This is a genomic window from Aureibaculum koreense (assembly GCF_034296135.1).
In the GTDB taxonomy this organism is placed as follows: Bacteria; Bacteroidota; Bacteroidia; order Flavobacteriales; family Flavobacteriaceae; genus Aureibaculum.
Genome location: NZ_JAXKVV010000005.1, coordinates 23,939 through 38,900 on the forward strand (window position 1 = coordinate 23,939; position 14,962 = coordinate 38,900).

At 32.1% G+C, this 14,962-nt stretch carries 16 protein-coding genes; 14 read left to right on the forward strand and 2 right to left on the reverse strand.

Translation table 11 applies throughout. From position 1 onward, the window contains the following. Positions 1-39 precede the first annotated feature (39 nt). From trpA to UMM65_RS06185, 10 genes are all read left to right on the forward strand, one after another. Positions 40-807: a tryptophan synthase subunit alpha gene (trpA, locus tag UMM65_RS06140; protein WP_321975612.1), complete on the forward strand. Its 768-nt coding sequence runs from the start codon at positions 40-42 to the stop codon at positions 805-807. An 83-nt stretch (positions 808-890) separates the two neighbouring features. Continuing rightward, positions 891-1,295: a T9SS type A sorting domain-containing protein gene (locus UMM65_RS06145; protein WP_321975613.1), complete on the forward strand. Its 405-nt coding sequence runs from the start codon at positions 891-893 to the stop codon at positions 1,293-1,295. An 88-nt stretch (positions 1,296-1,383) separates the two neighbouring features. Beyond that, positions 1,384-2,841 carry a sensor histidine kinase gene (locus UMM65_RS06150; protein WP_321975614.1) on the forward strand — a complete coding sequence of 486 codons (1,458 nt, stop codon included), beginning with the start codon at positions 1,384-1,386 and terminating at the stop codon, positions 2,839-2,841. A gap of 5 nt (positions 2,842-2,846) precedes the next feature. Beyond that, positions 2,847-3,620: an enoyl-CoA hydratase/isomerase family protein gene (locus tag UMM65_RS06155; protein WP_321975615.1), complete on the forward strand. Its 774-nt coding sequence runs from the start codon at positions 2,847-2,849 to the stop codon at positions 3,618-3,620. 21 nt (positions 3,621-3,641) lie between these two features. After that, positions 3,642-5,372 (forward strand): AraC family transcriptional regulator, encoded by a 1,731-nt coding sequence (locus UMM65_RS06160; RefSeq protein ID WP_321975616.1) that lies wholly within the window; start codon positions 3,642-3,644, stop codon positions 5,370-5,372. A 223-nt stretch (positions 5,373-5,595) separates the two neighbouring features. After that, positions 5,596-5,994 carry a hypothetical protein gene (locus tag UMM65_RS06165; protein WP_321975617.1) on the forward strand — a complete coding sequence of 133 codons (399 nt, stop codon included), beginning with the start codon at positions 5,596-5,598 and terminating at the stop codon, positions 5,992-5,994. A gap of 290 nt (positions 5,995-6,284) precedes the next feature. After that, positions 6,285-8,921, forward strand: a complete 2,637-nt coding sequence (locus UMM65_RS06170; RefSeq protein ID WP_321975618.1) for a S9 family peptidase — start codon at positions 6,285-6,287, stop codon at positions 8,919-8,921. Positions 8,922-9,023: 102 nt separating this feature from the next. Continuing rightward, complete coding sequence (locus UMM65_RS06175; RefSeq protein WP_321975619.1) at positions 9,024-9,884, forward strand: TraB/GumN family protein; 861 nt, start codon at positions 9,024-9,026, stop codon at positions 9,882-9,884. A gap of 135 nt (positions 9,885-10,019) precedes the next feature. Next, positions 10,020-11,045 (forward strand): M4 family metallopeptidase, encoded by a 1,026-nt coding sequence (locus UMM65_RS06180; protein ID WP_321975620.1) that lies wholly within the window; start codon positions 10,020-10,022, stop codon positions 11,043-11,045. Then, positions 11,035-11,301 (forward strand): hypothetical protein, encoded by a 267-nt coding sequence (locus tag UMM65_RS06185; RefSeq protein WP_321975621.1) that lies wholly within the window; start codon positions 11,035-11,037, stop codon positions 11,299-11,301. The genes UMM65_RS06180 and UMM65_RS06185 overlap by 11 nt, the downstream gene beginning before the upstream one ends. Positions 11,302-11,305: 4 nt before the next feature. Here UMM65_RS06185 and UMM65_RS06190 read toward each other — a convergent pair whose 3' ends face one another. Further along, the gene (locus UMM65_RS06190) at positions 11,306-11,977 is read right to left on the reverse strand and encodes an HD domain-containing protein (protein ID WP_321975622.1); all 672 of its coding nucleotides are present in this window, start codon (positions 11,975-11,977) and stop codon (positions 11,306-11,308) included. Continuing rightward, positions 11,970-12,644, reverse strand: a complete 675-nt coding sequence (locus UMM65_RS06195; protein ID WP_321975623.1) for an RNA polymerase sigma factor — start codon at positions 12,642-12,644, stop codon at positions 11,970-11,972. The genes UMM65_RS06190 and UMM65_RS06195 overlap by 8 nt, the downstream gene beginning before the upstream one ends. 157 nt (positions 12,645-12,801) lie before the next feature. Between UMM65_RS06195 and UMM65_RS06200 the strand changes: the two genes are divergently transcribed. From UMM65_RS06200 to UMM65_RS06215, 4 genes are read left to right on the forward strand one after another with little or no spacing between them, the layout of a single operon-like run. Next, positions 12,802-13,143, forward strand: coding sequence for a hypothetical protein (locus UMM65_RS06200; protein ID WP_321975624.1), 342 nt, complete (start codon positions 12,802-12,804; stop codon positions 13,141-13,143). Next, positions 13,124-13,690, forward strand: coding sequence for a YceI family protein (locus tag UMM65_RS06205; protein WP_321975625.1), 567 nt, complete (start codon positions 13,124-13,126; stop codon positions 13,688-13,690). The genes UMM65_RS06200 and UMM65_RS06205 overlap by 20 nt, the downstream gene beginning before the upstream one ends. Further along, positions 13,687-14,082 carry an OB-fold protein gene (locus UMM65_RS06210; protein WP_321975626.1) on the forward strand — a complete coding sequence of 132 codons (396 nt, stop codon included), beginning with the start codon at positions 13,687-13,689 and terminating at the stop codon, positions 14,080-14,082. Before UMM65_RS06205 ends, UMM65_RS06210 begins: the two co-directional genes overlap by 4 nt. A 12-nt stretch (positions 14,083-14,094) precedes the next feature. Continuing rightward, entirely contained in the window at positions 14,095-14,943 is an 849-nt protein-coding gene (locus UMM65_RS06215; protein WP_321975627.1) for a DUF5777 family beta-barrel protein, read from the forward strand. The last annotated feature ends 19 nt before the right edge of the window (positions 14,944-14,962 follow it).

Genomic DNA, 14,962 nt, shown 5'->3' on the forward strand with positions numbered 1-14,962 from the left:
GTTTTCAAAACCTTGTAGGTCTGTTAATTAGAACAGAATATGAACAGAATTAATAAAAAACTCAACCAAAACAAACGCTTACTATCCATCTATTTCACTGCGGGTCATCCTAATTTGGAAGATACTGTAACTATAATTCAAAACCTTGAAAAATCAGGTGTTGATATGATAGAAATCGGTTTGCCGTTTAGCGACCCATTAGCGGATGGCCCAACCATACAAGCCAGTTCTACCCAAGCCTTAAAAAACGGAATGACCAGCGAGATTTTGTTTAGACAGCTTAAAGACATTCGAAAAACAGTAAACATTCCACTAATTATTATGGGTTATTTTAACCCAATGCTGCAATTTGGAGTGGAAGAATTTTGTGCAAAATGTGCTGATATTGGCATTGACGGATTGATAGTTCCTGACCTGCCTGTGGATGTTTACAACGAACAGTACAAATTCATTTTTGAAAAGCACGGATTGATTAACGTATTTTTGATCACACCACAAACTAGTGATGAGCGTATCCGTTTTATAGATTCTATTTCAAACGGATTTATTTATATGGTCAGCAGTGCAAGCGTAACGGGTAGTCAATCAGGTTTTGGCAAAGAACAAACAGATTATTTTAAACGTATTGATAAAATGCAATTGAATAACCCACAAGTTATCGGTTTTGGTATCTCAGACAATAAATCGTTTTTACAGGCTACCAAATATGCAAAAGGAGCAATAATCGGTTCGGCTTTTATAAAGCATCTGACAGATTTTGGTGTAAACAGTGTTGATAAATTTGTTAGAAATATTTTAAATACTTAAACTCAACAATCTCAATCAATTAAGATTTTTTATATCTTTGCACATCCCTATTTAATTAAACAACTCTAAATTGATAATAAAAAATGGGTTTAAAACAATTATCAGGTATGCTACTTTTAATACCTGCGTTTCTTTTTGCAATAAATAGCTCTAGCAATTTAGAAGTTTACGAATCAATGTCTTATGTAAAGGCATCTGATACTATTCCGAAAAAAAATATAGAAGCGGAGGTAACCAAACTTGAAAAAAAGAGTGTAAAACTGTTTCCAAATCCCGTTAAGGATCAGCTTATTGTGGGTTCTTTAAATTCCAAAAAAGATGCCCTTAATAATGTTCAAATTTTCGACAAATTAGGTCAACTTATTTATCTAAATGCTTCATTAAGTGCTAAAGACAACCAAATTAAAATTAATACGGCCGACCTTAAACCTGGGGTTTACTATCTGAAAGTAAATAAAGGAAGTATTTCAAAGTTTATAAAGATTTAACCTTTTTCCGTATTTTTCTCATTTAGATTAACCAATAGTTGTCTTTTTAGGTACGATATTTGCTATCTTTATGCCAACTTTGCACTGAATGAAACTTAAAAAATTCTCTTTACGTACCCGTATATTTTTTGCAATGATCCTTTTAGTGGTCATAGCCTCCATCCTAATTGCTTTAACCGCAATTTATCAATATAACGAGCAAACCAAAGATTACCACGAAGAGCGATTGGAAAGAAAGGAAAGTGCCATTAAAACAAGTATTGACATCGAGTTGCAACGTAGGACTACTTTTCCTGTAGAAGAAGAATATTTACATTCAATATTTAAGGATAAAATTTATGATATTTCTGATATAAATCAGCTAGATATTATGATTTTTAATTTGGAAGGCGAACTACAAATTAGTTCTTCATCTGATTTTACGGAGGATAATACCGAGAAGAAAATATCTCAACGGGTTTTAAATAAATTGGCCGAAAGCCCCGACCACAGAGTAGTTGTCGAAGACCAAACGCCTAGTGGTATTAAATATAAGTCATCTTATACTTATTTTAACGATAGGAAATTTAAACCTATTGGCATATTACATATCCATTATTTGAAAGATAATTCGTTTCAACAAGAAGAGCTTAAGGAATTTTTATCTAGATTGGCATTTGTTTATTTATTTATGTTATTAATTGCCGTTGGTATTGCTTATTTTGTATCTAAATACATAACGCAATCTATTAAAACGGTTAGCGAAAAAATGGCCAGAACGGCTTTAGGAAAAAGTAATGAAAAGATTATTTTAGATAATGCCAGTTTAGAAATTTACAATTTGGTAAACGCCTATAACAATATGGTTGACGAACTTGAGGGTAGTGCAATAAAATTGGCTAAAAGCCAACGTGAACAGGCATGGCGAGAAATGGCAAAACAAGTAGCACATGAAATAAAGAATCCGCTTACGCCAATGCGATTGACCGTTCAAAGTTTTGAGCAACGTTTTGATGCCAACGACCCTAATATTCAATCGAAAATCAAAGAATTTAGCAATTCATTGATACAACAGATAGATACAATGAGTTCCATAGCCTCGGCATTTTCCAATTTTGCAGAAATGCCTAAGCAAAACAGTGAAAAATTGAATGTTGTGGAGGTTGTAAAATTGGCATTGGATATTTTTAATGAAGACAATATTCATTTTTTCCACGATGAGGATGAAATAATTGCCAAATTAGATAAAGGACAATTGATTAGGGTAATTACCAACTTGACTAAAAATGCTATTCAATCCGTTGATAACGAGGATGATGCTAAAATTGAAATAAAAGTGCTACAAGATATCAATAATGTAATTATTACCGTGGCTGATAATGGTATTGGCATTTCAGAAGAAGATAAAGATAAAATATTTGAACCCAAATTTACCACAAAATCAAGCGGTATGGGCTTAGGTTTGGCTATGGTAAAAAATATTGTGGAGGCTTATGACGGAAATATTACCTTTGTATCTGAATTAGGAAAAGGATCGGTTTTTACGGTTACAATTCCAAAAAAATAAATAAAATGGGTTACAGCAATATTCTAGTTGATCAAAACGATAAAATTACCACTGTCACGATTAATCGCCCTAACAAGTTAAATGCTCTGAACAAAGAGACTTTGGCAGAACTGCACGATGCCTTCGCAGATGCTGATTCAGATGAAAATACCCGTGTTATAATCTTAATAGGAAGCGGTGAAAAAGCTTTTGTTGCAGGTGCCGATATTTCTGAATTTGCAGATTTTAATGTCAAAGAAGGTTCAGATTTAGCTAAAGAAGGACAAAAATTGGTCTTTGATTTTATAGAAAATCTCTCAACCCCGGTTATTGCGGCTATCAATGGATTTGCCCTCGGTGGAGGGTTGGAACTGGCCATGGCATGTCATTTTAGAATTGCCTCAGATAATGCTAAAATGGGGCTACCTGAAGTGAGTCTAGGAGTAATTCCCGGCTATGGTGGTACGCAACGCTTACCGCAATTGGTAGGTAAGGGCAAAGCCATGGAAATGATTATGACGGCTAGAATGATTAATGCGGACGAAGCTCTAAAAGTTGGTTTGGTAAATTATGTGGTCGGTCAAGAAGAACTATTACCATTGGCTGAGAAATTGGCAACCAAAATCATACAAAATTCTCCATTGGCAATTGCCTCTGCCATTAAAGCTATAAATGCCGGATTTAAAGATGGTATAAACGGTTATGATAAAGAAATTAAGCAATTCGGCAAGTGCTTCGGTACTGAGGATTTTACAGAAGGCACAACTGCTTTTTTAGAAAAAAGAAAGGCAAATTTTTAAAAGAAACCAACTATATTACATTTGAAAACTTCCTTCAAAATAATATTAACCCTATTTACATTTTCTGTTTTTAATGTAAGTATTGGCCATACACAAGATATTAAAGATTATTCAAAAAAATTTGATGCTCTTGGTGACTCTGTGGCTAAATACAGAAAAAACAATTCCCGTTTGGCGGTTGAATTTGCTAAAAAGCAATTGATATTGGCAGAAAAATTCAACGATACTGTTAAAACTATAATAACGTTGCATGAAATTGGGCGAAATTTGCAGTTTATCGCTGAGTTTAAAGAATCAATAGAATATTTTGAAAAAGAACTAAGTTTATTAAAAAGCGTTGATATTAAAAACAATACGTTAATTAACGATGTTTCTAAATATACGGAAATAGAAGTTCTTGCCCAATTAGGCCAAAACTATGTGGCACTCGGTCAATTCAAAAAAGCTTTTAAAATCTATGACAAGTGTCTGGAAATAGCCCAAAAGGAAAATTTGGGTTTTTACAAAGCAGTGATGCCAACGATTATTGCAGATTTATATTATACAATTGGTAATTATAAAGAAGCCCTAACAAGACAGAAAGAATCATTTAACGCTCTAAATTATGTTGATGATATAACTGAAAACACTCGGGTTTACAATAGGGGAGCCATTATAATTTCTATGAGCAACACGTATTTGAAACTAAATGAAAAAGATTCCGCTCTATGGGTCTTGGATAAAGGTGAGAAAGAGAAACTGGATACTCTTGACCTTGCTATAAAAACAAGTTTTAAGACTCAACGCGGTCAGGTTTATTTAGAAAAAAAAGAATTTGATAAAGCTCTAGTACATTTAAAGGAGGCTGAAAACATTGCTTATAGGAACGATTCGATTTTAGCACCAGCAATAGTGGGTTTTACTTTGGCAGAAACTTACTATAATCTGAAAAAATACGATAGTGCAATAGCAATCTTAGAAAAAGGTATAGCGATAAAAAAACAAAAAACAAAAGAAATTTATCTTACCGAAGATTATAAATTGTTGGCCAAAATATATAAAGAAGCAGGTAATTTAGAAAAATCAAATGAAAACTATGAAAAATATATATTAAATCAAACTGCTTTAGAAAAAAGTAAAGACACTATTTCTTTATCATTTCATACTCAAGAACTATCAAATCTTGAAGAAGAAAAATCATCACAAAAGAAAAGGTTTTACTTATTCATGGGCGTTGGGTTAGCCCTGCTAATTATATTGTTAGGCTATATTATTTATCTCATCAAAGAGAAAAAGAAAAACACAGAAAAGTTTAATGCATTATTATCTAAATTTAATCAAGAACAAACCACTACGCTTGAAATTATAGATACTAAAGATAACGTGTTAGAAGAAAAAATTTCAGCTGAGGTAAACGAAGAAACAACCGAACAAATATTATCTGGCTTACAAACCTTAAAAGAACAAGAATACTTCTTAAGGCAAGACTGTAATTCTTACAATGTAGCTAAAAAGATAAAGACCAACACATCCTATCTTTCAAAAGTAATAAATTCGCATTTTGAGAAGAATTTTAATACGTATATAAATGATTTAAGGATTAATTATGCCTTATTACGTCTAAAAAACGATAATAGATTCCGTTCATTTTCTGTGCAATCCATTGCTGAAGAGCTGGGTTATAAAAGTGCGGATTCGTTTACAAAATACTTCAAACTACGTACCGGTTTAAATCCTTCTTTCTATATTAAACAATTGAATTCTCTTTCTTGAAATTTTGAGTTTAACCCCAAATTTATAAATTTAGGGTCGTTAGATTTTGAATTCCTCCAATTCTCTTTAAATTGTTTTAACTATCTTTAAAACAGTAGTTTACGTATTATTTTTTAACCCTATTTTTCTAAAACTAGGTTGGTCTTACTTGTTTTACATTTTTTTTAAAAGGTTATTTGTTACAGAAATCAAGAAAATATTAATTCCAAAAAAATGTAATAAAATGGCAAAAAAGAATACTTATTTAAAACCTGGCATTATTATACTCGCTCTAATTTTGATTGCTGTATTTGTCAATGGGTTTTTAGATGGTTATCAAGATTCCATTGAAAAGTCAGACCTTATTACCGAAGTTTTAGAAGAGAATTGCGATTGTGATGAAGTAAATCGAATAATTTACGCAAAAGGATTACAATTTGGTAAAGACGGAATTTCAACTGAAAAAGCAGAATACGAGTTGATAGATTGTAATTATCAATCCATTATGACAGAAGCAGTCCGGATCAATATAATTCTAAAAAAAGAGGTTAAGGGTTTTGATGCTATTGACTTATTGACATTGGAATTTAACAACCATCAAAATCGTGAAAAAATAACCATAAAAAATGGTATCATTCAATAATTAACCCTGCCTGTCAGCAGACAGGTTTTAATCTTAAAAAAATGCTAGTAGTAATAATAGAACTTATAATAAAAATAGTAGAAATAATAATCCTATAAAATAATCAACATGAAATCGAATTTTAAAAAACCAATAAATATCAAAAATTAAAATTATCTAATGAATTTTAATAGGAGTAGTAATTTATCTAGACCCCAAATAAATATAGACTAAATAGAGAATATTCCATATCTTTAACATTCAAAAATAAATCTCAAATCTTTAACATTCTAAAATCAAAAACTATAATTATGAGAACACAAAAATTACTTTTTTTAGTACTTGTCCTTCTTTCGTTGCAAGTATTCAGCCAACAAACTAAAGCACCCATAATTGACCGTGAAATCTTTTTCGGCAACCCGGAAATATCTAGTGGACAATTAAGCCCTGACGGACAATGGATTTCCTTTCTAAAAGAATATGATGGTATAATGAATATCTGGGTCAAAAAATTTGATGAACCTTTTGATAAAGCAAAACCGTTGACTGATAATGAAAGACCAATTGGTGGTTATTTTTGGACGTACGACAGTAAAAACATCCTTTTTGTAAAAGATAATAAAGGAGATGAAAATTATAATATTTATGGGGTTAAACCTACAGCTGAAGCAGATAAGGAAACAGGTGTGCCTGTTTCTAAGAACCTAAGCCCTATGAAAGATGTTAGGGTTCAGATATTTCAGGTAAGTAGAAAAAACCCTAACGAAATAATGGTGGGCATTAACGACCGTGATAAAGCTTGGCACGATTTATATAAATTAGACATAGCTACTGGTAAATTAGAGTTGTTGTATGAAAATACCAATAGAATTACTGGTTGGGATTTTGATTGGGATGAGAACCCACGACTAGCTTTCAGAACGAACGAAGATGGTTTTTCTGAAATCCATCGCATAGATGGGGATAATAAATTCACCAAGATATATGAAACCAATTTACAGGAACAAGCCTACGTAGCAGGCTGGAACAAAGACAATACCAAAATGTATTTGGTGTCCAATAAAGGTGACGTAAATTTTTCCACTTTATATACCATGGATCCACAAACAAAAAAAATCGAAAAAATTGAAAGTGATCCTAAAAACAAAGTTGATTTTGGAGGAATGTTTTTAGATAACAATACACGCGAAATCATATACACATCCTATACTTATGACAAAAGAGAGAGACTTTGGAAAAATAAGAAATGGGAAAAAATGTTTAAGTTCCTAGAAAACAAGTTTAAAGGTAAAGAAATTGGTTTTGCCAGTTTTACCAAAGATTATAAACAAATGCTGGTTTCAACAAGTAGTGATAATGCGGCTTCTGAAACCTATTATTTTAACTGGGACACTAAAGAATTGATTCATCAATACACCCCTAGGCCACGTTTAAAAGAAGTAGAGCAATATTTGGCTAAAATGGAACCTGTTTCTTACAAAAGTAGTGATGGGTTGGAAATTCCTGGTTATTTAACTGTTCCTTACGGTGCAGAAAAGAAAAATTTGCCAATGGTAGTTCTGGTTCATGGAGGACCAAAAGGACCAAGAGATTATTGGGGGTACAATCCTTATGCCCAAATTTTGGCAAATAGAGGTTATGCCGTTTTACAACCGAATTTTAGAGCCAGTGGAGGCTATGGTAAGTCCTTTTTAAATGCAGGAGATAGACAATGGGGTAAATTAATGCAAGATGATATTACTTGGGGCGTAAAACACTTTATAGCCCAAGGTGTTGCCGATAAAGACAGAGTGGCTATTATGGGTGGAAGTTATGGCGGTTATGCAACCCTAGCAGGTTTAGCTTTTACTCCAGATGTTTATGCCTGTGGTGTTGATATTGTTGGGCCTAGTAACTTGTTTACATTGTTAGAGTCTATACCGGCATACTGGGAATCTTTTAGAAAAAGTTTGTATGAAATGACCGGTGATCCAGAAACTGAAGAAGGTAAAAAACTGATTATGGAGGCAAGTCCGTTATTTCATGCTGATAAAATTACCAAGCCTTTGTTGATTATTCAAGGGGCAAACGATCCAAGGGTTAAACAAGCAGAAAGTGATCAGATTGTAGTTTCTATGAGAGATTCTGGTAAAGATATTGAATATATTTTGGCAGATGATGAAGGTCACGGATTTAGAAAACCAAATAACAATATGGCCATGTGGGTTGCTATCGAAAAGTTCTTGGCTAAGCATCTCGATGGTCGTTATCAAAAAGACATGTCTGATGAAGTAGCTAAACGCCTTGAAGAGATTACACAAGATGTTTCTAAAGTAGTCTATAAAAAAGCGAATAAAGTTAGCGTAGCAGAGGCATTACCTAAATTGAGTGATGACTTAAAAGAAGTTACTAATCAATATGATGTAAATGTTGAAGTGCAAGGTCAAAAAATACCTATGCAATCCACTAGAGAAGTTAAAAAAGAGGGAACACAATGGGTCATAAAAGATGCTTCAACATCTGCCATGGGCAATACCGAGGATATTCTTTATTTGGAAAATATGAGTCCCGTAAAAAGAATCATCAACCAAGGAGGACAAACCTTCGAAATTAATTACGCTAAAGATAAAGTTTCATTGACCATGATGGGCAAAACAAGTGAACTTCCTTTGGATGGAGCTTTTTTAACCAATGGAGCAGGATATGACCTGTTAGTTGCACGTTTACCATTGGCAGAAGGATATGAAACTTCTTTTTACAATTTAGACATGATGTCCCAAAAACTAAAGACGATGAAATTAAAAGTTGACGGTAAAGAGAACAATCAATGGAAAGTGAGTATATACAATGTAGAAAACGAAAAAGAATTAACTACCATGTTGATTGATATTGATAAAAAAATGGCCAGTCAAATTGAGCAGGTACTACCAGCTATGGGCAATGCCAAGATTAAAAGCACATTAAAATAAAATCAATAGTAATCATTATAAAGTGGGAATGACAATATGGAATTCCCACTTTATTTTTAAACAATTCTTAACTCAAATAATTTTTATCGATAAAACTTATAAATGAAAAACCACATCATAATATCACTTACGCTTTTATATTTATTAATTTCCAATGCAAATGCACAAGATAATAATAGTCTTTTATGGAAAATAGAAGGTGATAACATTCAAACCTCCTATATTTTTGGTACGATACACATGTTGCCACAAAAAGATTTTGTTATGTCACAAAAAGTAAAAGATGCTTTTGCAGAAACGGAAGAGCTATATCTAGAATTGGATATGGACAATCCGGAAATGATGCAAGAAATGATGAAGCAAATGATGATTGAGGAAACAGACCTTTTATCAAACCATGTGGATTCAACCGAGTACAAGCTTTTAGACAGTTATTTAAAAGAAAATGTGGGGATGGGCTTCGCACAATTTAATAGGTTTAAGCCTTTATATATGTCTTCTACAATTATGAGTTCATTAGTGGGCAAACAGGTTGCCAGTTATGAATTTACCTTTATGAGTATGGCTAAAGAAGCAAAAAAAGAATTAAAAGGACTAGAAACTGTAGAAGACCAAATGTCGGTTTTTGATAGTATTTCTTATGAAGATCAAATGGACGAGTTGGTTGAAATGTTAGAAGACCCTAACGATACCAAGGAGCTTTACTCTAAAATGGTTGAAAAATACAAATCAGAAAACATTAATGATCTGTTTGATTATATGGATGATTTTTTTGATAACGACCAAAAAATGATTGACAAATTACTTTATGACAGAAACGAGAATTGGGTAAAAAAGATCCCTGAAATCTCTAAAGATAAAAAGATTCTTTACGCAGTAGGTGCTGGACATTTGGGCGGTGAAAAAGGTGTGATTCAACTGCTAAAAAACCAAGGTTTTAAGGTAACACCCGTTTTAGACTAGGTGTTTTACTATATTCCTAAAAGTCGGTAAATTTTAATTTACCGACTTTTTTATGCGTTAAATAGTTGTTAAATAGCATAATGAACACACTAAAGCAGTTTAATATTTAGTTATAAATTATATAATTTATACATCATGTGTAACAAGGCTTACTGTACTATAATTCCCCCACATATTCTTGAGGAACTCGCCAAACGTGGGAATACAAGTTGCAAAAAAACATTAAATGATACACACCGTATTTTACAAAAACGCAATACGGTTTTAAACAACCTATTAATTCAAGAGGAGGATGAAGAAAATGGCGGTAGGTATATTTATGATAGTCAAAATCAATACAAACAACGTGTTGAGCTGGTTCGTAAAGAAAATGACCCTGAAGTCGATGATGTTATTGTAAATGAAGTTTATGACATGTCAGGCTTTGTAAGAGATTATTTTAAAACTACTTTCGACTTAAATTCAATTGATAATAAAGGAATGGATGTTATTTCCAATATCCGCTATGGAAAAGAGTACAACAATGCCTTTTGGGATGGTGATGAAATGACCTACGGAGAGGGAGACGGTATCCAGTTTAAAGATTTTACAAAAGCCATTGATGTAATTGCCCATGAACTGATGCACGGTGTAACACAATTTTTGGCAAATTTGGAATATCAATCGCAATCAGGGGCGTTAAATGAACATTTTTCGGATGTTTTTGGCACTATCATAAAACAAAAATTTTTGAAGCAAGATTGCAGTTCTGCAGATTGGCTAATTGGCGATTTAATAGTTACCGATAAATTTCCAGGAAAAGCCATTAGATCTATGAAGGCACCTGGAACAGCGAACGATTTTGATACACAACCAGATCATATGGATAACTATTATGCTGGAAGTGCAGATAATCAAGGTGTACATATCAATTCGGGCATTCCAAACAAAGCATTTTATTTAACTGCCATTGAAATCGGCATTGATAATTGTTCCATAATTTGGTTTGAAACGTTGAAGACCCTATGGCGTACAGCAAATTTCAATGATATGTTAGATAATTTATTGGTCACTACAAACACGTTGGTCGATCAAGACAAAATTAATTCAAATGCTGTTGAAGTTGTAACTAATAGTTTTACAGAAGTAGGTCTTACACAAATAGCTAAAGATGTTTTATAATATTCAAATAAGTGGTGGGTTTGCAAATATTCCAACGGAATATGAGGGCAAATTAGATATTGATTTTCAACGAAAAGAAGACCTAAAAAGAGTATTGAATAATCCTAATTTAATTAGTGAAAATAAAAACCTTACCGATGCTTTTGTTTATGATGTGAAATTAAACATTGATGGCGAAATTTACGCGGCAACATTTAATGAAAGTAACATCCCTCAAGAAGTTTTGAATTTGGTGGACGACATTAAGAAAAAGTAAAAACTTACTTTTCTCCATTCCATTCTTTATAAAACTGATCTAGATATTTTTCCATAAAAATATGGCGTTTTTGGGCAAGTTTCTGCCCTGTTTTGGTATTCATTTTATCTTTTAGAAGTAATAATTTTTCATAAAAATGATTAATGGTTGGGGCCTTTGACTTTTTATATTGTTCTTTCGTCATGTTCAAATTAGGCTTAATTTCAGGATTGTAAATTTCCCTATTTTTAAATCCTCCATAATTAAAACAACGAGCAATTCCAATAGCTCCTATAGCATCTAACCTATCCGCATCTTGAATAATTTCAAGTTCTATTGAGGTAAATTTATTTTGGTTTTGTGAAAGTGATGTTTTAAATGAAATATTTTCGATAATCTTTACTACGTGTTCAATTACAGCACTATCAACATTCTGTTTGAGCAAAAATTCACTAGCTATTTTTGGACCAATGGTTTCATCGCCTCCCGAAGCGTCAGGATGGAATTTAGCATCGGCAATATCATGCAGTAAAGCACCAAGTGCAACAACAAAAAAGTTTGCTTTTTCAGTCTCAGCAATTAGTTTTGCATTATTAAATACCCTCTCGATATGAAACCAATCATGTCCGCCTTCTGCACCTTTCAATGTTTCTTTTACAAAGTCAATTGTATTGGAAATGATTTGATTTTCATCCATATTGTATATTAGAATATACTTTTGCTACTATTTTATCGCAGTTTTCTGCTCCAAAATTAAATAATTCAGATTTTGGAACTAGATCATATAAGTTTTCCCGCATTTTTAATTTTGCTCTATGCAACCTGACTTTAACATTTGATTCCGATAATTTTAGGCAATCGGCAATTTTCGAAATCGACATCTCTTCTACTTCGCGTAAAATATAAACCGCCTTGTGTTTTGAATCTAATTGATCAATGGCTTTTTCCAACAATAGCTTAACCTCCTCAATTATAATGTTATTTTCAGGATTATTTCGTTGATGGTTAAAGAGTTGAATTACTTGTTTATCAATATCTTCATTGCCACCTTCTTTTAAGGAAACATGTTTGTTTTTTGCTTTTAGTTTGGTTAATGCTTCATTAATACCTATTCTAATTAACCATGTTGAAAAGGAGGAATTTTTTTTGAATTTGTGCAAATTCTCGTAAGCCTTTAAATAAGTGTTTTGCATAGCATCCTGTACATCTTCATGTTTTTTCAAATAAGATCTAATTATTCTGTATAACTTTAAATTATTTCTCTTGAGCAATAACTGATATAACGGTTTTTCTCCAGTTAATATCCTATTAATGATGGTTTCTTCCGTTAAGTTGTCAAAATCTTCTGCTTTAATAAGTTCCATAATTAATATTTTAAAATTTTAACAGTATTTTAAAAAAAACATATAAATTTTGTAACCTTTATTGATAAAAATTATCTAAAGTTATAAGTAGCCTACTAATTTAGTATTGTAAATAAGCTAAAAATAGCAAATATTATTAATTTAAACTCAAAAAATTATGAAAACCTTTTTTAAAATGCTAATGCTTACAACAGTTACACTCTTTATTTACGGTTGTTCCAATAGTAGTGAAGATGATATTATGGAACCTGGAGATAAAAAAATTACATACGAAGCAAATGTCAAATCTATAATAAGCACCAATTGCACTAGTTGCCATGGAAATCCTCCTACTAATGGAGCTCCTTTTTCATTAACTACGTATGACGAGGTAAAGGGTAGGGCAAATTCAATTCTTTCGGCTATGTCAGCAGGGAGGATGCCAAAATCAGGGAAATTACCTCAAGCAACTATAAATGTTATAGACCAATGGATTAAAGATGGGTTGTTGGAAAAATAAAATAACATTATTGGCAATTTGCTGTACTTTCTTTTCAGTAAATATTTTATTGGCACAAGAGAAGTATATAGATAAAAAAGGTCAAATAACTTTTGAAGCTTCTGAAAAGGCTTTTGAAGAAGTTAAGGCGACTAATAAATCTACCACGGTAATTTTAGATGTGGGAACGGGTAAAATAGCTTCCGTTGCTCTTGTTAAAGAGTTTAGGTTTAAAAATGCCCTAATGGAGGAACATTTCAATGAAAATTATGTTGATTCCGATAATTATCCCAAGGCTAAATTTTCGGGTGAAATAATTGATTTTAATAATGAAGGATTATCCGAAAATAAATTAGAATTGAAGTTAAATGGCACGTTAGAGTTTCATGGTGAAAAGAAAGAAATTAGTTCTGTGGTTTATGTTTCCGAAAATAATGGGATAATCTTCTTAAGTGGAAAATTCACTGTAACCCCTCAAGATTTTGCCATTGAAATACCAAAAATAGTACGTAATAAAATTGCCAAAGAAGTTCATGTTAGTTTTGACTTTCAACTAAAAAAGAAATGAAGCGTAAAACAGTATTCATCATTTCAATGTTAATTATTGTAATTGGAGCTTTTACTTACAATTATATTTATAAGGAACATAGAAATATTGGTAATGAGAAGGCGGTACTTTTTGGTACTGCTTTAAAAGTGTATTCTGACTTCAATCAGAATTCTATAGAGTTTAATGAGAATTACCTTGATAAAACAGTTGAAATAGAAGGTGAAATAACCGAAACAGAGGCTGCAAGTGTTGTTTTAAACCATAAAGTATATGTGCTTTTTACGGACTCGTTAAACCACCAAATAAGTACAAACAAAAAAATAATCATTAAAGGTAGATATGTAGGTTTTGATGATTTGTTAGAAGTGCTAAAAATTGATCAAGCTACTGTTGTAGATAATAGGAATTAAATTTTTTAACTTATGAAAAAAATCTTACTAGCCATTCTTTTATTACCCTTAATAACTTTTTCTCAGGAAGATTTGCTCAATGAAATAGACACGGTTTCAACTGATAGTCAATTTGAAAAAGCAGCATTTAAAGGGTTAAAAATTGTAAATTTTGAATCGACAAAGTTGGCCTATAAAAAACAACTTTATTTTGTGGTTTCACACAGGTTTGGTTCTGTAAAAAGAGGAATTGAAGATTTTTTCGGATTGGATCAAGCGTTGACAAGATTAAACTTTATCTATGGAATAACTGACGATATTAATATTGGAGTTTCAAGAAGTTCATATCAAAGAACTTATGAAGGGTCGCTAAAATACAGGTTGGTCGGGCAAAAAAATAACGGGTTTCCTGTTACTATTGTTGGTTATAATAGTATTACCGCAAATACAAGTTTAAGCAAAGAAATTTTTCCCAAATTAGAAGCTAAGCACAGATTGGCTTACGTTTCTCAATTATTGATTTCGAGAAAATTTAACAACAATTTCTCTTTACAACTTATACCTACATTTTTTCATGAAAATCTAGTGAAAATTGATGGTCAGAATAATTCGCAATATGTTTTGGGCATTGGTGGTAGGCATAAACTATCAAAAAGATGGTCTGTTAACATAGACTATGGATGGCATTTAAATAGAATTGAAAACTCACCGTTTAAAAATCCACTTTCCATTGGTTTTGACTTGGAAACGGGAGGCCATGTATTTCAATTGCACTTTACAAACGCCCAGCCTATGAATGCCAATGGATTTTTAGGAGAGGGAATAGGCGATTGGGGCGAGGGAGATGTCTTTTTTGGATTTAACTTATCAAGGGTATTTTAACTCCTAAGAATTTACCTGA

Coding starts and splice junctions, on each gene's coding strand:
- UMM65_RS06145 (WP_321975613.1), top strand. CDS start 891: ATGGGTTTAAAACAATTATCAGGTATGCTACTTTTAATACCTGCGTTT.
- UMM65_RS06200 (WP_321975624.1), top strand. CDS start 12,802: ATGAAAACCTTTTTTAAAATGCTAATGCTTACAACAGTTACACTCTTT.
- UMM65_RS06165 (WP_321975617.1), top strand. CDS start 5,596: ATGGCAAAAAAGAATACTTATTTAAAACCTGGCATTATTATACTCGCT.
- UMM65_RS06170 (WP_321975618.1), top strand. CDS start 6,285: ATGAGAACACAAAAATTACTTTTTTTAGTACTTGTCCTTCTTTCGTTG.
- UMM65_RS06175 (WP_321975619.1), top strand. CDS start 9,024: ATGAAAAACCACATCATAATATCACTTACGCTTTTATATTTATTAATT.
- UMM65_RS06210 (WP_321975626.1), top strand. CDS start 13,687: ATGAAGCGTAAAACAGTATTCATCATTTCAATGTTAATTATTGTAATT.
- UMM65_RS06155 (WP_321975615.1), top strand. CDS start 2,847: ATGGGTTACAGCAATATTCTAGTTGATCAAAACGATAAAATTACCACT.
- UMM65_RS06190 (WP_321975622.1), bottom strand. CDS start 11,977: ATGGATGAAAATCAAATCATTTCCAATACAATTGACTTTGTAAAAGAA.
- UMM65_RS06185 (WP_321975621.1), top strand. CDS start 11,035: ATGTTTTATAATATTCAAATAAGTGGTGGGTTTGCAAATATTCCAACG.
- UMM65_RS06215 (WP_321975627.1), top strand. CDS start 14,095: ATGAAAAAAATCTTACTAGCCATTCTTTTATTACCCTTAATAACTTTT.
- UMM65_RS06150 (WP_321975614.1), top strand. CDS start 1,384: ATGAAACTTAAAAAATTCTCTTTACGTACCCGTATATTTTTTGCAATG.
- trpA (WP_321975612.1), top strand. CDS start 40: ATGAACAGAATTAATAAAAAACTCAACCAAAACAAACGCTTACTATCC.
- UMM65_RS06205 (WP_321975625.1), top strand. CDS start 13,124: ATGGGTTGTTGGAAAAATAAAATAACATTATTGGCAATTTGCTGTACT.
- UMM65_RS06180 (WP_321975620.1), top strand. CDS start 10,020: ATGTGTAACAAGGCTTACTGTACTATAATTCCCCCACATATTCTTGAG.
- UMM65_RS06195 (WP_321975623.1), bottom strand. CDS start 12,644: ATGGAACTTATTAAAGCAGAAGATTTTGACAACTTAACGGAAGAAACC.